Source organism: Rhodoplanes tepidamans, from assembly GCF_030813915.1.
In the GTDB taxonomy this organism is placed as follows: Bacteria; Pseudomonadota; Alphaproteobacteria; order Rhizobiales; family Xanthobacteraceae; genus Rhodoplanes; species Rhodoplanes tepidamans.
Window position 1 is genome coordinate 85,010 of record NZ_JAUSUJ010000011.1, and the last position, 18,763, is coordinate 103,772.

Genomic DNA, 18,763 nt, shown 5'->3' on the forward strand with positions numbered 1-18,763 from the left:
GACGACGGCGCCCGGGCCGGCCGATCCGGCAGCGCTCCGCCGAAACGTCGCGGAGACCTGCACGGCGCGCGGGACCCGCTTCGCAGCGCCGCAGCTTTGCCGATTGACAAATGGGCCGCTGCCCGTGGACTCTTCGTCCAACCGGCTCGCCGAAACGACGAGCGGACGACAATGCATAACAACATAACGACAACGGGGAGAGACGCATGAGCGAGCCGGCCGCGAGTGAGCCGACCGTCAGCGAACCGGCCGTGGCCCGCACTCCGGGCGCCAAGCGGGCCGGCCCGGGCGAGTACGTGTTCGAGCTCGCGAAGGTCAATCACATTCTCGGCGGGCCCGACTACTCGACCGCGAACGGGGCCTGCGTCGAAGGCGATCGGATGATCGTCGGCCTGATGCGCATGCCCGCCGGCACCGGCGCGGCGCCGCATTCGCATCCGAACGAGCAGTGGATCTACGTCCTCGAGGGCACGTTCCGGGCGACCATCGGCGACCGGCCGGTCGAGGCCGGACCGGGCTCGCTCGTCTACATCCCGGCCGACACGATCCATTCGGGTGGCGCCACCGAGGACGGCGACGTGCTGTTCTTCACCGTGAAGGACGCGTCCCACTCGCTGCACGGCATCAAGGCCTGACCCTGCCGCCGTCGAGCGGCGGCGCCCTCCACGCCCGGGTCGGGCGTCGCGTTCTGCACCACGACACAACGATCCGTCACCGATCGAAATCGACGGACGCATCCAAGGAGGAGAGCATGCAACGAACCGTGCTGGCCCTGATGTCGGCCGCCTGCGTCGCGGTGGCGGGTGTCGCCGCGACGTCGAGCGTCGTGGCGCAGGAGAAATACCCGTCGCGCACCGTCAAGATCATCGTGCCCTACGCGCCGGGCGGCGCCACCGACATCGTCGCGCGCCTGATCGGCGAGCACATGCGACAGGATCTCGGCCAGTCCTTCGTGGTGGAGAACAAGCCGGGCGCCTTCGGCATCATCGCCATCGAGGAGATGGCGCGGGCGAAGCCCGACGGCTACACGCTGATGATCGGCAACGTGTCGACCAATGCCATCACGCCGGTGCTGTTCCCGAAGAAGTTCAAGATCGACTACGTCAAGGACGTCGTCCCGGTCACCCGCCTCGTCGACATTCCGGAGTTCATGGTCGCCACCACCAAGGACTTTCCGCCGAAGAACGTGAAGGACGTCGTCGACTACGCCAAGAAGAACCCCGGCAAGGTGCGCTACGGCTCGGTCGGCGTCGGCAGCTATCCGCACTACGACGCGGCGCTGTTCGCCAAGCGGGCCGGCGATCTCGACATGGTGGCGATCCACAACAAGGCCGGCGCCTCCGGGGTGATCAACGACCTGGTCTCGGGCGACGCGCAGTTCGCCTTCCTCAACGTCGCCTCGACGGCGCCGATGATCAAGGCCGGCAACCTGCGCCCCTTCGCCCTCGTCAACCATGCGCGGCTGCCCGACTATCCGGACGTCCCGACCATGGACGAGCTCGGCTACAAGGGCGTCGGCACGATCGCCTGGCAGGGGCTGTTCGCCCCGGCGGGGACGCCGCCCGAGGTTCTGGAGACGCTGTTCAAGGCGTCCGTGAAGGCCATGCAGGCGCCCGCCGTCCAGGAGGCCTTCAAGAAGCAGAACTTCAACGTGGTGCCGAGCAAGTCGACGGCCGAGGCGAAGACCTGGCTCGCCGCCGAGATGGACGCCTGGAAGAAGATCGCCGCCGAGGTGAAGATCGAGCTGGCGGAGTAGGCGAACGGTCGCTCGGTTCCCGGCCCGTCCTCTCCTCGCACGCAGAGGCTGCTCTCCCTCTCCCCGCGCGCGAGGAGAGGTGAAGAGCCGACCTTTCCCGGACCATCGATATATCGACATACGGAGTGTCCTCAGTGCTGGACGTGAAGAGCGAGACGCCCGGCGGCGCCGGGACTGCCGGTGGCACGAGCAGCGGCATCCGGGTGGAGCGGAACGTCGACGTTCCGGTCCGCGACGGTGCCCGCCTGAAGGCGGACGTGCTGCGGCCCGATGCCGACGGGCGGTTTCCGGCGCTGCTCAATCTCGGCCCCTACCAGAAGGACAAGGTGTGGATCCCTCCGGAGAACCTGGAGGAGAAGCCGAACCCGCTGATGAACTGGGAGACCGTGAACCCGGAATGGTGGGTGCCGCGCGGCTACGCCTGCGTCCGCATCGACGCCCGCGGCACCGGCAAGTCGCCGGGCCGCACCCAGCCGTGGTCGCTGCAGGAATCGCTCGACTACTGCGACGCCATCGAATGGGCCGCGGCGCAGCCCTGGTGCAACGGCAAGGTCGGGCTGATCGGCATCTCCTACTTCGCCATCAACCAGTGGTTCGTCGCCAACCACCAGCCGCCCTCGCTCGCCGCGATCGTGCCGTGGGAGGGCTTCGCGGATCTCTATCGCGACGCCCTGTTCCACGGCGGCATCCTCAACCAGTTCATGACCAACTGGTTCGTCACGCATCTGTGCCACCACCTGATCGGCCGGGCCTATCGGGACAATCCGGACACCTTCACGGCCGACACGCTGTGGCGCTGGGTGCGGCACAATCTCGACACCGGTGCCTTCGCGGGCGAGCAGGCGCAGTGGGACAGGATCACGGTGCCGCTGTTCTCGGTCGGCAACTGGTCCGGCATGGGCCTGCATCTGCGCGGCAACACCGAAGGGTTCATGCGCGCGGCCTCGAGGCACAAGAAGCTGCGGATGCATTCCGGCACGCATGTGCATCCGTTCTACACCGAGGAGGCGCGCGGGCAGCAGCTCCGCTTCCTCGATCACTTCCTCAAGGGCGTCGACAACGGCGTCATGGACGAGCCGCCGGTGCGGCTGTTCATCCGCCACGGCAACGGCGAGGGCGTCTGGCGCGACGAGCACGAATGGCCGCTCGCCCGCACGCAGTGGACCAGGATGTATCTCGACCTCTCGGCCCCGAAGCCGGGCGCGGCGGCGAACAGCGGCAGCCTGGTGCCGGAGAAGCCGGCGGAGACGTCGCACCGCACCTACAACGCCAGCGGCGCGTCGAAGGGCGGCTCGGCGTCGGCCTCGTCGACCTTCCTGGCGTCGGGCGCCATGCAGGCCGGCATGGGCATCACGCTCGACACGGCGCCGTTCGCCGAGGACACCGAGATCACCGGCCCGGTCGCCGCGACCCTGTGGGTGTCGAGCGCCACCGAGGACATGGATCTGTTCCTCACCATCCGCGACATCGACCCCGACGGCAACGACGTCTGGGAGGTCGGGCAGCAGGGCCAGCAGGTGCCGATCGCCAAGGGCTGGCTGCGGGTCTCGCATCGCGAGCTCGATCCGACGCTGAGCACGCCGTGGCGGCCCTATCACCGGCACGCGCGGCGGCTCTATCTCGAGCCGGGCGAGATCGTGAAGGTTGAGGTCGAGATCTGGCCGACCTCTATGGTGTTCCGCAAGCGCCACCGGCTGCGGCTCGACATCCAGCCGCGCGACGGCGTGGGAAGCGTGCACTACACGCACTATCACGCCGACTACAACACCGGCACCAACACCATCTATTCCGGCGGCGACAAGGAGTCGTTCCTGCTGCTGCCCGTGATTCCGGCGCGATGAGCGCGGCGTTTCCGCGTGCCGTCGTTCCGGGGCGCGGGCGCAAGCCCGCGAGCCCGGACTCCATGGCCCCGGGACATTGTCCGCCGAGGCTCGCCTCGCGCTCCGCTCATTCCCGCGAAAGCGGGAATCCAGGGCCACACGTCGAGTCGCCCTGGGGTCCCGCTTTCGCGGGAATGAGCGGAACATCGGTGCGGAGCCTGCCATGACCGAAGCCTCCGGCTTTCCGATGACCCGGCCGTGGCGGCGGCTGATCCACCGCGACGTGCTCTCCGGTCTCCTGTTCATCGCGCTCGCCGGCCTCGGCCTGTGGCTGTCGCGCGACTATCCGGTCGGCACGGCGCTGCGCATGGGCACCGGCTACGTGCCGCGGCTGCTGTGCTGGATCCTGCTCGGCCTCGGCGCCGTGATCGCGCTGCGCGGCTTCATGGCACCGGGTGCCGAGCGCAGCACGCTGCCGATCGGCCTCGCCGCCGTCCGGCCCGTGATCCTGGTGTTCGTCGCGCTCGTCGTGTTCGGCGTCTCGCTGGAGCGGCTCGGGCTGGTGATCTCGATCCTCCTCCTGGTGGGGATCGGGGCGCTCGCCGGCCGCAATCTCCGCCCGGCCGAGACGGTGCTGGCGGCCGTTGTCCTGGTCGCGCTCGCATGGGGCGTGTTCATCGCCGGGCTCGGGCTGACGATCCCGGTCTGGCCGGAGTGGTAGGGGCGCCATGGAGTTCCTGTCCAACCTGGCGCTCGGCTTCTCGGTGGCGCTGACCCCCGCGAATCTGGTGTTCGCCTTCGTCGGCGCGATGATCGGCACGCTGATCGGCGTGCTGCCCGGCATCGGCCCGATCGCCACCATCGCGATGCTGCTGCCGCTGACCTTCCATCTCGAGCCGACCGCCGGCCTGATCATGCTGGCCGGCATCTTCTACGGGGCCCAGTACGGCGGCTCGACCACGGCGATCCTGATCAATCTGCCGGGCGAGACCTCCTCGGTGGTGACGACGCTCGACGGCCACCAGATGGCGCGCAACGGCCGCGCCGGGGCGGCGCTGGCGGCGGCCGCGCTCGCCTCGTTCCTGGCCGGCTGCGTCAGCACCGCCCTGATCGCGACGCTGGCGCCGCCGCTCGCCCGGGTCGGGCAGTCGTTCGGGGCGCCGGAGTACTTCTCGCTGATGGTGCTCGGGCTGATCGCCGCCGTGGTGCTGGCGCACGGCTCGGTCCTCAAGGCGATCGCCATGATCGTGCTCGGCCTGCTGCTCGGCCTGATCGGCACCGACGGCAACACCGGCGGCCAGCGCTTCACCTTCGGGCTCAACGAGCTCGCCGACGGGATCGACGTCGCGACGCTGGCGATCGGGCTGTTCGGCATCAGCGAGATCATGGCCAACCTGACGCAGCGGGAATCCTCGCGCGAGCCGGTGGTGCAGAAGATCACCCGGCTGTGGCCGACCGGCGAGGAGTTCCGGCGCGGCTGGCCGGCGGCGCTGCGCGGCACCGCCCTCGGCGCCGTGCTCGGCGTGCTGCCGGGCGGCGGCGCGACGCTCTCGGCCTTCGCGGCCTATGCCCTCGAGAAGCGCGTCTCCGACCGCCCGGGAATGTTCGGGCGCGGCGCCATCGAGGGCGTGGCCGCGCCGGAGGCCGCCAACAACGCCGGTGCGCAGAGCTCCTTCATTCCCATGCTGACGCTGGGCCTGCCCGGCAATCCGGTGATGGCGCTGATGATCGGCGCGCTGATGATCCACGGCATCCAGCCGGGCCCGCAGATCATGACCGAGCGGCCGCAGATGTTCTGGGGCATGGTCGCCTCGATGTGGATCGGCAATCTCATGCTGGTGATCATCAACCTGCCGCTGATCGGCATGTGGGTGCAGCTCCTCAAGGTGCCGTACCGGTTCCTCTATCTCGCCGTGCTGCTGTTCTGTGCCATCGGCGTCTACACGGTGAGCAACAGCCCGGCGGCCGTGGTGATGGCGGCGATCTTCGGGGTGGCCGGCTTCGTCTTCCAGCGGCTCTCCTGCGAGCCGGCGCCGCTGATCCTCGGCTTCGTGCTCGGGCCGCTGATGGAGGAGAACCTGCGGCGCGCGCTGCGGGTCTCGGGTGGCGACCCGATGATCTTCGTCAATCGGCCGATCTCGCTCGGCCTGCTGATCGTCGCCTTGGTCCTGCTGCTGATCGTCGCCCTGCCGGCGATCCGCTCGGGCCGCGAGCAGGCGTTCCAGGAGTAGGATGAGCGGAGCGGACGGCTGGAGCGGGCATCCGCTTCGATGTTTCGATGCGCGGCAGTCTCGCCGCAGGAGGAGACCATGGCGATCCATTTCAACGAGAGCGAGGTCGCGACCGTGCCGCTCGCGGCGGGCGTCGGCCGCCAGCGGCTGCTCGACGCCGCCCGGGTGCCGGGGGTGCTGTTCGAGCTCGACCGGATCGTGCTGGCGCCCGGCGCCGCCGTGACGTTCGACATCGCCGGCGACGCGCTCGCCTGGTTCCAGATGATCGACGGCGGCGGCGTGCTGCACATGCCGCAGGGAGGCGTCGAGGTGGTGTCGACGCATATCGGCCTGCTGCCGCCCGGGTTCTCCGGCACGCTCGCCAGCGAGAGCGGCGCGACCCTGCTGTTCGCCAGGGTGCCGGACGTCGGCACGCTCGACGCCCCCGTGCTGGCGAGCCCGCCGCCGTTCCGGCTCGTCGACTGGCGCGAGGAGCCGCTGCTGAAGTCCGAGCACGACGCCCGCAAGCGGATCTACATCGTGACCCCGAAGATGTTCGGCGTCCGGGCGATCCGCGGCGAGATGATCATCTATCCGCCCGGCACCACCTGTCCGGTGCACCACCACGAGGGCGGCGCGCATTTCATGTATTTCATCGCCGGGCAGGGCACCTGTTACGCCGGCGACGACCAGGAGATGCAGGTGAAGCCGGGCGACGTCGTCTATTATCACGACCGCGAGCCGCACTGGGTGAAGGGCGGCGACGCCGGCGACATGATCTTCTCGGAGTTCTTCGTGCCGAGCGCCGTCGCGACCGTGTGGGCCGACCCCTCGAAGATCTGCACCTGGATCCCGCTGGGCGTGAACCACCGCGGCGGCGCCCCCTCCCGCACCATCGAGAAGCACGCCCACGGGCCCATGGCCGAGGTGTGAGACCGGCACCGTTACCCTCTCCCCTCGTGGGAGAGGGTGGCTCGGACCGAAGGTCCGAGACGGGTGAGGGGGCGTCCCGCACACTCCGAATTTGCGGATCGCCCCCTCACCCGCCTCGCTTCGCTCGGCCCCCTCACCCGCGAGGGGAGAGGGTTTGGCCGTGCCTCGCGGAAGGCCTCTGGCGACGGTCCTGTCTCGTCCCCCGGGCTTGGCGGCGCGGCGCTCCTGTGGTCAAGTGCGCTCCCCGCCATCCCCGGACCCCGTAATGAGCAACGTCAACCCCAATCCGTTCACCACCCGTCCCGAGATCGAAGGCACGTTCGGGGTCGTCACCTCGACTCACTGGATCGCCACCGCGGTCGGCATGGCTACGCTGGAGAAGGGCGGCAACGCCTTCGATGCGGCGGTCGCCACCGCGTTCACGCTGCAGGTCGTCGAGCCGCACCTCAACGGCCCGGGCGGCGACGTGCCGATCGTCCTCTACGACGTGCGCAAGGGGCGCCCCGAGGTGATCTGCGGCCAGGGCCCGGCCCCGGCCGGCGCCACCATCGCCTATTATCGCGGACTCGGCCTCGACATGGTCCCGGGCACCGGACTGCTGGCGGCCTGCGTGCCGGGCACGTTCGAGACCTGGATGATGCTGCTGCGCGACTACGGCACCATGCGTCCGGTCGACGTGCTCGCCCCGGCCATCACCTACGCCCGCGAGGGACATCCGCTGGTGGAGCGTGCCAATGCCACCATCCGTTCGGTGGAAAAGCTGTTCCGCGAGCACTGGCCGACCTCGGCCGCCGTGTATCTTCCCGGCGGCGCCGTGCCGGAGACCGGCAGCCTGTTCGTGAACCGCGGGCTCGCCGACACCTATGCGCGCATCGTCCGCGAGGCGGAGAGCGGCGGCGGCGGGCGTGAGCAGGAGATCGGCCGCGCCTGCAAGGCGTGGTCGGAGGGCTTCGTGGCCGACGCGGTCGATCGCTTCTGCCGTACCCAGAAGGTGATGGACACCTCGGGCGAAGCCCATCGCGGCGTCCTGTCCGGCCACGACATGGCGAGCTGGAAGCCGCGCATCGAGGCGCCGCTCACCTACGACTACGGCCGCTACACGGTGTGCAAGGCCGGCGCCTGGTCGCAGGGCCCGGTGCTGCTCCAGCAGCTCGCGCTGCTGAAGGGATTCGCTCTCGACGGCCTCGACGTGACCGGCCCCGAGTTCATCCACACCGTGGTCGAGTGCGCCAAGCTCGCCTATGCGGACCGCGAGAAGTTCTACGGCGATCCGGACGTCGTGAAGGTGCCCATGGAGGTGCTGCTGTCCGATGCCTACAACGACGCGCGACGCAGGCTGGTCCAGCACGCCGCGTCGCTGGAACAGCGGCCCGGCTCGGTGGAAGGCTTCGGCGGCAGCATCACGCTGCGCCGCGCGGGCGCGGTGCCGGCCGCCGCCGGCGCCGGCGAGCCGACCGTCGGCCGCATGGGCGAGGTGCGCGGCGACACGGTGCATTTCGACATCGTCGATCGCGCCGGCAACATGATCTCGGCGACGCCGAGCGGCGGCTGGCTGCAGTCCTCGCCGGTCATCCCCGACCTCGGCTTCTGCCTCGGCACGAGGGCCCAGATGTTCTGGCTGGAGGAGGGGCATCCGGCGGCGCTCGCGCCCGGCAAGCGGCCGCGCACCACGCTGTCGCCGACGCTGGCGCTGCGCGACGGCGAGCCCTACCTGGCCTGGGGCACGCCGGGTGGCGACCAGCAGGACCAGTGGAACCTGCAGCTCTTCCTGCGCCATGTCCACGCCGGCATGAACCTCCAGCAGGCGATCGACGCGCCGGCCTTCCACAGCGAGCATTTTCCGATCTCGTTCTGGCCGCGCACCGCGCGCCCGGGCGTGCTGGTCGTCGAGGAGCGCGTGCCCGAGGAGACGCGGCGCGACCTCGCCGCCCGGGGCCATGTCGTCGAGGTCGGGCCGGCGTGGTCCGAGGGGCGCCTCACCGCCGCCTCGCGCGACGGCTGGCGCCGCCGCGCCGCCGCCAATCCGCGCGGCATGCAGGGCTACGCGGCGGGGCGGTGAACCTGTCTCCCCCGGTGCTGGTGTGTCCGACACCGGGTGCGGCATGCTCCGGATCACCTCTCCCCTGCGGGGAGAGGTCGACGCGCACAGCGCGTCGGGTGAGGGGGTGCCGAGGCCAGCCGACTGGCGCTGTAAACCCTCCCCCCGGTCGCGAGCTTGCGCTCGCGCCCGACCCTCTCCCTCGGGGAGAGGGTGAGTGCCCCGAGCCAATCCGGAGCCCGACCGGACCTCGTGGGAAGAATTCACGACAGCACGACGAACCGACAGCAGGACCCCATGACCAACGTGATCAGATCGTCGCGCGACGGCGCGGTCGCGACCCTGGTGATCGACCGGCCGGAGGAGAGGAACCTCCTCACGATCGCCCAGGTGCGCGAGCTGACCGCGGCGATCCGCGAGGCCGCGGCGAGCGACGCCAAGGCGATCGTCATCCGGGCGAACGGACCTGACTTCTGCCGCGGCCGCGATCCGCGCGACGGGTCGGGTCTCACCAACGCGCTGCAGCTGCGCACCACCACGCTGGAGCCGATCCTCGGCGCCTACGCGGCCATCGAGGCGGCGCCGCAGCCGGTGATCGCCGTCGTTAACGGCGCCGCGCACGGCTTCGGCTCGGCCGTCACCTCGGCCTGCGACATCGCCGTCGCGGCCGACACGGCCCGCTTCAAGCTGCCCGAGATGGAGCACGACCTGCCGCCGACGCTCGCCATGTCGGCGCTGGTGCCGAAGGTGTCCAGGAAGGCGGTGGGCTGGATGGTCTTCGCGCTGGAAGAGCTCACGGCCGCGCAGGCGCTGCAGATCGGTCTGGTCAGCACGGTCGTGCCCGAGGCCGAGGTCGATGCCGCCCTGGAGAAGGTGCTGGCGACCGTGACGTCGCGGGCGGCGCCGTCGCTCGTCGCCGTGAAGGACTTCCTGCGCGTCGCCTATCACATGGAGCCGCGCGGCCTCGCCGACTACTCGGCGAGCGCCCTCGCCACCGTGCTGTCGTCGCGCGAGCGCTGACATGAGCGCGGCCGGGGAGGGCGGCGGCTCGCCGTTCTGGCGCTTCTCGCTCGCCACCTACCGCAAGCCCGGCGTCGCCGAGGCCTGCCTCGCCCTGCAGGACGGCTGCTCGGTCGACGTCAATGTGCTGCTGTTCGTGCTGTGGCTCGGCACCCAGGGCCGGCGCCTCGACGCGCAGGCGACTGGGCTGGTGCTCGATCAGGCCGTCGGCTGGGCCCGCGAGGTCGTCGTGCCGCTGCGCGGCGTGCGGCGCCGCCTCAAGCAGGATCCGCCGCTGGTCGACACCGCGGCCGCACAGGCGTTCCGCAGCGAGGTGAAGCGGCTCGAGCTCGAGGCCGAGCGCCTGCAGCAGGAGGCGCTGTTCCGGCTCGCCGGGACGCTGCCGTCAGCCGACGGAGCGCCGCCCGAGGCCGCGGCCCGGGCCAATGTCGGGATGCTGGCGCGGGTGATGGGGACGGCGTTTCCGGCCGCCGAGGTCGAGCGGCTGGTGGAAGCGGCTGTCCCGGAGCGTGCGTAAGGCCGTACGGCACGGCCTCTCCGGAGTCGTCGTCCGGGCAGGCGGACGGACCCGGGACACGCCGGCGTCGCGGTCGATCGCCGAGGCTGCGGCGTACCGGGTGCTCCGCCCTGCGCGGAGCACGACGGAGAGGACCGCGGTGACGCCGACCGGTCGTTCCTCAGCGCGTGATGACGATCTTCTGGTACAGGCCGCCGAAATAGGAGGTCCGCGGCCAGTCCTTCTTGGACCAGGGGGCGGGCATCCAGGTGGTCAGCTTGTGGTTCCAGAGATCGAGCGCGAACGGCTCCAGCACGGCCAGGACCGGCTTGAACCAGTAGCGCCACGGGTGCCACCAGTCCGGCTTGGCGTAGTCGACGATCACCACCTTGCCGCCCGGCTTCACCACGCGGAAGATCTCGGCGAGCGTCTTCTCGCGATGCTCGACCGGCTGCTCGTGGAACAGCAGGTAGACGATGGCGCGGTCGTAGCTCGCGTCGGGCAGGTTGAGGTCGGCCGAATCCATGTTCAGGAGCCGCACCGGCGCGTCGGCCTTGAGCTTGCGGCGCACGTTGCGCAGCTGCGCCGGCACGATGTCGATGACGTCGAGGCGCCCGCCGCCGGCGGAGACGCGGTCGCACAGGTGCGGCGTCAGGTCACCATAGGCGCAGGCGACCTGCAGGGTGCTGCCCGGAAGCTCGTCGCCCATCTCGGCGAGCGCGGCGTTCCTCAGCTTGGCGTAGTTGCCCCACAGGATGAAGTTGATGATCGGCTGATGGTCGAAGAAACGGATCGCGTTCGGGTGAATATAAGCCCACCAGTAATGCTTCTCGAGGTAAGCAGGAATGGAAACGACGGGAGCTTTCGCACTATCTACCGGTGAGCCGGCCTCGATTCGCACCGAAGTCGGCGTTCTGACTGCAGTACTCTGCATGTGTAATGACCTCGAAACGGGTGGGGGATCCCGCAAGAGTTCATGCCCCCTGTAATCGACCATCGCATTCACCCCGGTACAACACCTTGAGATAACGCAACACTAAACCATCGGGCACGTCCGCCATGCGCGGCGGACGGGGCGGGGCTCAGCGGGTCACGACAATCGCCTGGTAAAGTCCACCAAAGTACGAGCGCCGCTCGATTTTCCGGTCGTGCGGCAGATCCGGAATCCAGGCCGCGACGTCCTCGCGCCAGAGATCCAGGGCGAAGGGTTCGAGCGCGGCCAGCACCGGTGCGAATACGTATCGCAGCGGGTTCCACCAATGCGGGCGGGCGTAGTCGACGATGACGACGCGGCCCCCGGGCTTCACCACCCGCAGGGCCTCGGCGAGGGTGCGGCGGCGCCAGCTCTCCGGCTGCTCGTGCAGCAGGAAGAACAGGAGCGCGCGGTCGTAGGTCGCGTCGTCGAGCGGCAGCGCCGACGAATCGGTCTCCACCAGCCGCGCCGGTGCATCGGCCGGCAGCTTGCGGCGCAGATTGTCGAGCTGCACCGGCAGCACGTCGACGATGTCGAGCTCGCCGCCCCCGGCGGCGACGCGATCGACGAGATGCGGCGTCAGGTCCCCGTAGGCGCAGGCGACCTGGAGGGTGCGGCCCGGCAGCGCCCCGCCCAGGAGGGCGAGGGCGGCATCGCGCAGGCGCGCGTAATTTCCCCAGAGAATGAGATTCGCGAGCCACTGGCGCTCGAACACCCGCACGGCGTTCGGGTGCACATAGGCCCACCAGTAGTGAACGTCGAGATAGGAGGGCACCTGCGGCGCCGCCTGCGCCTCGAGGTGCGGCAATCCCGCCGGGGCGCCGCCCGAGACCGCCTGCGTCGCGACCGCTGACTTCATGTCGTGCTCCCCCCACCGTCCGGAACCAACAGATCCGAACTTATCGCATAGCACACAGCCGATGGGCGCAACATCCTTGGCTTTACAGACACGTTGTCACGAGATCCTTACGCGGTCCTCCTTATGGTGGATCACGGATGGTCGAGATCCGAGGCGTCGGCTGCCTTTTCCGATTGCCGCGCCCGGGCGGCGGGTCGATACTCGGAGGTGCTCGGAGCTCGGTGCGGGCCGCGGACGCGGCGAGGCGCGCCGCCGGGTGCGGGGCGGTGCGGCACCGGAGCGATCCGAGCAGGAGAAGCCGCAATGAAAGCCCGAGACGTGATGTCGAGCCGGGTGGTGTCGGTCGCCCCCGAAGCCACCATCCAGGATGCCATCCGGCTGATGCTGGACAACCGGATCAGCGGGCTGCCGGTGGTGGATGCCGCCGGCACCCTGGTGGGGATCGTCACGGAAGGGGACTTCCTGCGCCGCGCCGAGACCGGCACGCTGCGCAAGCGGCCGCGCTGGCTCGAGATGCTGATCGGCCCCAACAGCCTCGCGACCGACTATGTGCGCTCGCACGGCCGCCGGGTCGAGGAGGTGATGACCCGCACGCCCGTCACGGTCGGCGAGGACGCCGGCCTCGACGAGATCGTCGCTCTCATGGAGCGCAAGCGGGTGAAGCGGCTGCCGGTGGTGCGCGGCCGTGAGGTGGTCGGCATCGTCAGCCGCGCCAACCTGCTGCACGCGCTGGCGAGCGTCAGCCGCGACCTGCCGCCGGCGCCGGCCAGCGACGCCGAGATCCGGACCCAGGTGATGGACGAGCTCGCCCGCCAGCCCTGGGCGCCTATCGCGCTCGTCGACGTCATCGTCAAGGACGGCGTCGTCGAGCTGTGGGGCAGCATCACCGAATCGAAGCAGGGCGAGGCCCTGCGGGTGGTCGCCGAGAACGTGCCCGGCGTGAAGGGCGTGGTCAGCCATCTCGCCTGGATCGAGCCGATGTCCGGCCTCGTGATCAGCGAGCCCGACGTCCCGCCGACGCGAAAGACGGGATGACGGTGGGCTTTTCCCTGGGGCGGCGCGGAGAGGCTGCCGCCCTGTCTCGCCCTCACCCCGAGGAGCGAACCGCGGGTTCCCGTCTCGATGGGCGAGGGCGGCCACCGAGGTCGGTGTTCGCCGTCTGCACGGACGGCGGGGCCTCATGGTTCCAGACGCGATCCTGCGGGCCGCTCCTCGCCACGAGGGGAGGAGCATGCCCTGCACGCGCCGCATCGGCACATGACATACAAGGGGTGGTCCGCGTCTCCGGCAGCCGCTATGACAGGCGGTTCTCGGAGGAAACACAACAATGCCCAATGCGAAGACGATCGACACGCACGCTCACATCCTGAGCGACGAGACCATGCGGCTGATCGCCAAGGAAGCCCCCGCGATCTCCCCCAAGATCACGCCGATCGACGACGAGTTCTCGGTGCTGGACGTCGCCGGCGTGCCGTACCGGCCGTTTCCGCGCGGCGGCTGGAACCTGGAGAAGCGCCTCGCCGACATGGACGTCGCCGGGGTCGACATGCAGGTGCTGTCGAACACGCCGCAGACCTTCCTCTACAACATCGACGCCTCGCTGAACGCGACGCTCGCGGCGCTGCAGAACGACCAGATCGCCGCGACCGTGAAGCAGATGCCCGACCGCTTCATGGGCATCGCCACGCTGCCCATGCAGGCGCCAGAGGCGGCGGCCGCCGAGCTGACCCGGGCGATGCGCTCGCTCGGGCTGAAGGGCGCCCAGATCGGCTCCAACGTCAACGGCCGCAATCTCGACGACCCGGCGCTCGAGCCGCTGTGGGCGGCCGCCGACGAGCACGCCGCCTTCGTCATGATCCATCCGACCCAGGTGGCCGGCATGGACCGGCTGAAGTCCTATTACCTGAACAACCTGATCGGCAATCCGCTCGACTCGACCATCGCGGCGGCCGCGCTGGTGTTCGGCGGCGTCGTGTCGCGCTTCCCCAGGATCAAGTTCCTGTTCGTCCACGGCGGCGGCTTCGTGCCCTATCAGTTCGGCCGCTGGATCCACGGCTGGACGGTCCGGCCCGAACCGCGGGTGCACCTGAAGGAGTCGCCGGAAGCCGCGCTGAAGACGCTGTGGTTCGACACCATCCTGCACGCCCCGGAGCCGCTGGAGTACCTGATCTCGTCCGCCGGCGTCGCGCGCGTCGTGCTCGGCAGCGACTATCCCTACGACATGGGCACGCTCGAATGCGTCCGCCAGGTGCGGGCCCTGTCGATCTCCGACGCCGACAAGGAGCGGATCCTCTCCGGCGGTCCGCTGGCGCTCGCCGGCGCGCGCGCCGAGGTGCCGGCATGAACGCGCCTTCCGTGTCGTTCCGGCGCGCCTCCGCGGCCGGGGTGAAGGGCCTGATCGCCGACTGCCTCGCCGCCGCCGGCGCGCCGCGCCCGGACGCCGAGGCGGTCGCGGGCTTGATGACCGAGGCCGATCTCACCGGAGCCGACGCCCACGGCGTCTTCCGCCTGCCGCAATATGTCCGCCGGCTGCGCGCCGGCGGCTTCAACAGGACCCCGTCGATCGCGGTCGAGCGCACCGCGCCCGCGACCGCCCGGGTCGACGGCGACAACGGCATCGGCCATCTGGTGGTGAAGCGTGCCGCCGAGACGGCGATCGAGATCGCCCGCGAGACCGGCGTCGCCTGGGTCGGCGTGCGCGGCTCCAACCACGCCGGCTCGGCCGGGCTCTATGCCGAGATGGCCGCCGCGCACGGCATGATCGGCATCTACTCGGCGGTGGCGAGCGCCAACCACATGGCCGTGTGGGGCGGCAACGAGCTGCTGCTCGGCACCAACCCGCTCGCCATCGCGGTGCCGACCGGGACCGGGCCGATGGTGCTCGACATGGCGACCACGGTGGTCTCCTACGGGACGATCAAGAAGCACGTCCTGCAGGGGCTGCCGATGCCGGAGGGCTGGCTGATCGACCGCGACACCGGCGAGCCGATCACCGATCCGGCGAAGGCCGGGCGGGGGATCCTGCTGCCGATCGGCGGCTACAAGGGCTCCGGCCTGTCGCTGATGCTCGGCGTGCTGGCCGGCATCCTCAACGGCGCCGCGTTCGGCCGCGACTGCGTCGACTTCAACGCCGACGACACCAGCGTCACCGACACGGGCCAGCTGGTGATCGCGGTCGACGTCGCCCGATTCGTCGGGCTCGACCGCTTCACCGCGGAGGTCGACCGCCACATGGCGGCGCTGCGCGGCTCGGCCCGGATGGCGGGCGTCGACGCGATCCGGCTGCCCGGCGATCGCCGCCGCGAATGCCGGGCCGAACGCGCCGCCTCGGGCATTCCGCTGCCGGCGGCGCTGGTCGCCCAGCTCGACACGGTGGCGACCGAGCTCGGCGTGAAGACGCTGGGGGAAAGATAGCGGCGGGATCGCCGGCACGAACGTCGGCATGGCCGGGCTCGTTCCGGCCATGCCCGGTCTCCTCGGGCGCGTTCGTCGTGACGGCGTGGATGGCCGGGACGAGCCCGGTCACGACGAGTCACCGCCGCACAGCCGCCGCCGTCCTCACCCCGCGTCCTCCGCGAACACCTTCTCGCGGCCGGCGCGGATCGCCGGAAGCAGCAGGATCAGCACGACGATCGCGGTGAGGATCAGGAAGACGAGGCTGATCGGCCGCTCGACGAACACGGCCGGGCTGCCGTGCGAGATGAGGAGCGCGCGGCGCAGGTTCTCCTCGATCAGCGGGCCCAGGATGAAGCCGAGCAGCAGCGGCGCCGGCTCGCATTGCAGGCGGGTGAGCACGTAGCCGACCAGGCCGAACACGCTGGCGACGATCACGTCGAGCGCGTCGTTGCGGATCGAGTAGACGCCGATGCAGCAGATCAAGAGGATCGACGGATAGAGCAGCCGGTACGGCACGGTGAGCAGCTTCGCCCAGAAGCCGACCAGCGGCAGGTTGAGGACGACCAGCAGCAGGTTGCCGATCCACATCGAGGCGACCAGCCCCCAGAACAGCTCGGGCTTCTCGGCGATCAACTGCGGGCCGGCATAGAGGCCGTGCATCATCAGGGCGCCGACCATCAGCGCCATCACCGGGCTCGCCGGCAGGCCGAGGGTCAGCAGCGGGATGAACGCGGTCTGCGAGGCCGAGTTGTTGGCCGCCTCCGGCGCGGCGACGCCCTCGATGGCGCCCTTGCCGAACTTCTCCGGCTCGTCGGAGATGCGCTTCTCCAGCGCGTAGGCCGAGAAGGAGGCGAGCACCGGGCCGCCGCCCGGCAGGATGCCGAGCGCGGCGCCGAGGAACGTGCCGCGCAGGGCGGGCCGCACGATCTCCTTGAGATCGTGCGGCTTGGGCCACAGGCCCTTGTAGTCCTTCACGTACTCGCGCGCCTCGGCGCCTCGGCCGAGATTCGTGATGGTCTCGCCGATGCCGAAGATGCCCATGGCGATGACCGCGAAGTCGATGCCGTCGCCGAACTGCGGCACCCCGAAGGTGTAGCGCGGCAGGCTGGAATTGACGTCGATGCCCATGGTGCCGAGCAGGATGCCGACCAGGATCATGCCGATCGCCTTGATCACCGAGCCGTGCGCCAGGATGACGGCGGCGACCAGGCCGAACACCATCAGCGAGAAGTAGTCGGCCGGCCCGAAATCGAGCGCGAACTCGGCGAGCGCCGGCGCCGCGAAGGCGATGATGAAGGTGGCGATGGTGCCGGCCATGAAGGAGGACAGCGCCGCGGTGGCGAGCGCCAGTCCCGCCTTGCCCTTGCGGGCCATCTGGTAGCCGTCGAGCGTCGTCACGACGGACGAGGATTCGCCCGGCAGGTTGACCAGGATCGCCGTCGTCGAGCCGCCATAGGCGGCGCCGTAGTAGATGCCGGCCAGCATGATGATGGCCGACTGCGGCTGCAGCGTGAAGGTGACCGGCAGCAGGATCGAGATGGTCGCCACCGGCCCGAGACCCGGCAGCACGCCGATGGCGGTGCCGAGCAGCACGCCCAGGAAGGCGTAGACCAGGTTGATCGGCTCGAGCGCGACCGAGAAGCCGAGGGCGAGATTGCTCAGCACGTCCATCGGAGCCTCACCACTGCGGGAAGGGGCGGAGCGGCAGGCTGAGGCCGAGCCAGAACAGCGCCGCGACGAAGGAGACGAGGCCGAGCGCCAGGAGCCCGACCTCGAGCGGCCGGAAGTCGCGGTCGGCGAGCCGCGCCAGCACCACGACCAGGATCGCCGAGATCACGAAGCCGGCCTTCTCGACCAGCAGCCCGAACAGGATCGTTCCGGTGAGGACGAACAGCAGCGGCCGCAGCGAGATGCCCTCGATGCGGTCGCCGGGAGCGAAGAGCGAGCGGGCGACCAGGATCAGGCCGAGCAGCACCAGGCCGGAGCTGACCAGCATCGGATAGTAGCCGGGACCGATGCGGGCCGGGGTGCCGAGCGGGTAGTTCCAGCCGTAGACGATGGCGAACAGGCCGAGCGAAACGAAGAGCAGGCCGGTGACGAGATCGGTCGAGAGTCGCATGCGCACGGGCACCTCCCTTCGCCATGGAAACACCATCGCATCGTCGCGGCACGGCGGTGCGCGACGGCGGGTCCATCAGGACGATGCGGCCGGACCGCGAGGCCCGGCCACCCACGCGAACGGATCAGTCCGGCTTGGCGCCAGATTCCTGGATCACCTTGGCCCAGCGGGCCGTTTCCTTGCCGATGAAGGTCTTGAACGCCTCGGGCGACTGGCTCGCCACCGCCGAGACCCCGCCCTCGAGCATGCGCTGCTTCACGGTCGGGTCCGCCGTCGCCTTGACGATCGCCTGGAACAGCTTGTCGACGATCGGCTTGGGCGTGCCGGTCGGCACCAGGAAGCCCTGCCAGGAGGTGGTGACGATGTCCGGATAACCGAGCTCGACCACGGTCGGCACGTCGGGCAGCGCCGGGCTGCGCTTCGAGTCGGTGATGGCCAGCACCTTCACCCGGCCGGACTTGATGTGCGGCATCGCCGAGGGCAGCGTCACCGACATCACCTCGACATGGCCGCCGAGAATGTCCGCCACGGCCGGGCCGGCCCCGCCCTTGTAGGGCACGTGGTTCATGTCGAGGCCAGCCGCCTTCCGGAACTGCTCCATCTCCAGGCGGTCGACGCTGCCGCTGCCGGGCGAGGCGAAGTTCACCTTGCCGGGCCGCGCCTTCACGTAGTCGACGAACTCCTTGATGGTGTTCGGCGGGAACTTGGGATTGGCGATGAAGACGCTGGGCGTCTCCGAGGCCACCGAGACCGGGATGAAGGCCTTGTCGGGCTTCACGGTCATGTCGGGGAACAGGGTCGGGTTGATCGACACGGTGCCGACATTGCCGAAGAACAGGGTGTAGCCGTCCGGCGCGCCGCGGGCGGCGACGTCCATGCCGACATTGCCGGCGGCGCCGGCGCGGTTCTCGATGACGATCTGCTGGCCAAGCGCCTGCGACATAGGCGCCTGCAGCAGCCGCATCGCGAAGTCGGAAGCGCCACCCGGGGCGAAGGGCACGATGACCCGGATCGGCTGGCTCGGATATTTCGACGGGTCCTCGGCGGCGAGGGCGCCGCCCACGGAGCCGAACGCGATCACGCAGGTGGTCGCGAGCAGGGTGCCCAGAACGTGTCGACGATTCATTCCGATCTTCCTCCGAA

17 protein-coding genes are annotated in these 18,763 nt (G+C 69.9%); 12 read left to right on the plus strand and 5 right to left on the minus strand.

Annotation, left to right across the window (positions count from 1 at the left end; translation table 11 throughout):
* Nucleotides 1–206: 206 nt before the first annotated feature.
* The 9 genes from J2S22_RS14520 to J2S22_RS14560 all read left to right on the plus strand — a co-directional run bounded on the left by J2S22_RS14520 (nucleotide 207) and on the right by J2S22_RS14560 (nucleotide 10,294).
* Complete coding sequence (locus J2S22_RS14520) at nucleotides 207–635, plus strand: cupin domain-containing protein (protein ID WP_272777710.1); 429 nt, start codon at nucleotides 207–209, stop codon at nucleotides 633–635.
* Between the two features lie 116 nt (nucleotides 636–751).
* Nucleotides 752–1,756, plus strand: coding sequence for a Bug family tripartite tricarboxylate transporter substrate binding protein (locus J2S22_RS14525; RefSeq protein WP_272777711.1), 1,005 nt, complete (start codon nucleotides 752–754; stop codon nucleotides 1,754–1,756).
* 125 nt (nucleotides 1,757–1,881) lie between these two features.
* A complete protein-coding gene (locus tag J2S22_RS14530; protein WP_272777712.1) occupies nucleotides 1,882–3,597 on the plus strand; it encodes a CocE/NonD family hydrolase in 1,716 nt (571 codons plus the stop codon).
* 202 nt (nucleotides 3,598–3,799) lie between these two features.
* The gene (locus tag J2S22_RS14535; RefSeq protein WP_272777713.1) at nucleotides 3,800–4,297 is read left to right on the plus strand and encodes a tripartite tricarboxylate transporter TctB family protein; all 498 of its coding nucleotides are present in this window, start codon (nucleotides 3,800–3,802) and stop codon (nucleotides 4,295–4,297) included.
* 7 nt (nucleotides 4,298–4,304) lie between these two features.
* Nucleotides 4,305–5,807, plus strand: a complete 1,503-nt coding sequence (locus J2S22_RS14540) for a tripartite tricarboxylate transporter permease (protein WP_272777714.1) — start codon at nucleotides 4,305–4,307, stop codon at nucleotides 5,805–5,807.
* Between the two features lie 78 nt (nucleotides 5,808–5,885).
* The gene (locus J2S22_RS14545; RefSeq protein WP_272777715.1) at nucleotides 5,886–6,719 is read left to right on the plus strand and encodes a cupin domain-containing protein; all 834 of its coding nucleotides are present in this window, start codon (nucleotides 5,886–5,888) and stop codon (nucleotides 6,717–6,719) included.
* Between the two features lie 265 nt (nucleotides 6,720–6,984).
* Nucleotides 6,985–8,778: a gamma-glutamyltransferase family protein gene (locus tag J2S22_RS14550; protein WP_272777716.1), complete on the plus strand. Its 1,794-nt coding sequence runs from the start codon at nucleotides 6,985–6,987 to the stop codon at nucleotides 8,776–8,778.
* A gap of 276 nt (nucleotides 8,779–9,054) precedes the next feature.
* Nucleotides 9,055–9,777, plus strand: coding sequence for an enoyl-CoA hydratase/isomerase family protein (locus tag J2S22_RS14555; protein WP_272777717.1), 723 nt, complete (start codon nucleotides 9,055–9,057; stop codon nucleotides 9,775–9,777).
* Nucleotide 9,778: 1 nt separating this feature from the next.
* Nucleotides 9,779–10,294, plus strand: a complete 516-nt coding sequence (locus tag J2S22_RS14560) for a TIGR02444 family protein (protein ID WP_272777718.1) — start codon at nucleotides 9,779–9,781, stop codon at nucleotides 10,292–10,294.
* A 160-nt stretch (nucleotides 10,295–10,454) separates the two neighbouring features.
* Here the strand turns inward: J2S22_RS14560 and rquA (J2S22_RS14565) are convergent, their stop codons facing one another.
* Together rquA (J2S22_RS14565) and rquA (J2S22_RS14570) are read right to left on the minus strand one after the other, a co-directional pair.
* Nucleotides 10,455–11,174: a rhodoquinone biosynthesis methyltransferase RquA gene (gene rquA, locus J2S22_RS14565; protein ID WP_272840373.1), complete on the minus strand. Its 720-nt coding sequence runs from the start codon at nucleotides 11,172–11,174 to the stop codon at nucleotides 10,455–10,457.
* A gap of 181 nt (nucleotides 11,175–11,355) precedes the next feature.
* Nucleotides 11,356–12,105 (minus strand): rhodoquinone biosynthesis methyltransferase RquA, encoded by a 750-nt coding sequence (gene rquA, locus J2S22_RS14570; protein ID WP_272777720.1) that lies wholly within the window; start codon nucleotides 12,103–12,105, stop codon nucleotides 11,356–11,358.
* A gap of 303 nt (nucleotides 12,106–12,408) precedes the next feature.
* Between rquA (J2S22_RS14570) and J2S22_RS14575 the strand changes: the two genes are divergently transcribed.
* From J2S22_RS14575 to J2S22_RS14585, 3 genes are all read left to right on the plus strand, one after another.
* Nucleotides 12,409–13,140 carry a CBS domain-containing protein gene (locus J2S22_RS14575; RefSeq protein ID WP_272777721.1) on the plus strand — a complete coding sequence of 244 codons (732 nt, stop codon included), beginning with the start codon at nucleotides 12,409–12,411 and terminating at the stop codon, nucleotides 13,138–13,140.
* Nucleotides 13,141–13,432: 292 nt separating this feature from the next.
* Complete coding sequence (locus tag J2S22_RS14580; RefSeq protein WP_272777722.1) at nucleotides 13,433–14,449, plus strand: amidohydrolase family protein; 1,017 nt, start codon at nucleotides 13,433–13,435, stop codon at nucleotides 14,447–14,449.
* Complete coding sequence (locus J2S22_RS14585) at nucleotides 14,446–15,519, plus strand: Ldh family oxidoreductase (protein WP_272777723.1); 1,074 nt, start codon at nucleotides 14,446–14,448, stop codon at nucleotides 15,517–15,519. The genes J2S22_RS14580 and J2S22_RS14585 overlap by 4 nt, the downstream gene beginning before the upstream one ends.
* A gap of 144 nt (nucleotides 15,520–15,663) precedes the next feature.
* Here J2S22_RS14585 and J2S22_RS14590 read toward each other — a convergent pair whose 3' ends face one another.
* From J2S22_RS14590 to J2S22_RS14600, 3 genes are all read right to left on the minus strand, one after another.
* On the minus strand, nucleotides 15,664–17,172 hold the full coding sequence (locus J2S22_RS14590; protein WP_272777724.1) for a tripartite tricarboxylate transporter permease: 1,509 nt from the start codon (nucleotides 17,170–17,172) through the stop codon (nucleotides 15,664–15,666).
* A 7-nt stretch (nucleotides 17,173–17,179) separates the two neighbouring features.
* Nucleotides 17,180–17,620: a tripartite tricarboxylate transporter TctB family protein gene (locus J2S22_RS14595; protein WP_272777725.1), complete on the minus strand. Its 441-nt coding sequence runs from the start codon at nucleotides 17,618–17,620 to the stop codon at nucleotides 17,180–17,182.
* A gap of 124 nt (nucleotides 17,621–17,744) precedes the next feature.
* Nucleotides 17,745–18,746 carry a Bug family tripartite tricarboxylate transporter substrate binding protein gene (locus J2S22_RS14600; protein WP_272777726.1) on the minus strand — a complete coding sequence of 334 codons (1,002 nt, stop codon included), beginning with the start codon at nucleotides 18,744–18,746 and terminating at the stop codon, nucleotides 17,745–17,747.
* Nucleotides 18,747–18,763 lie beyond the last annotated feature (17 nt).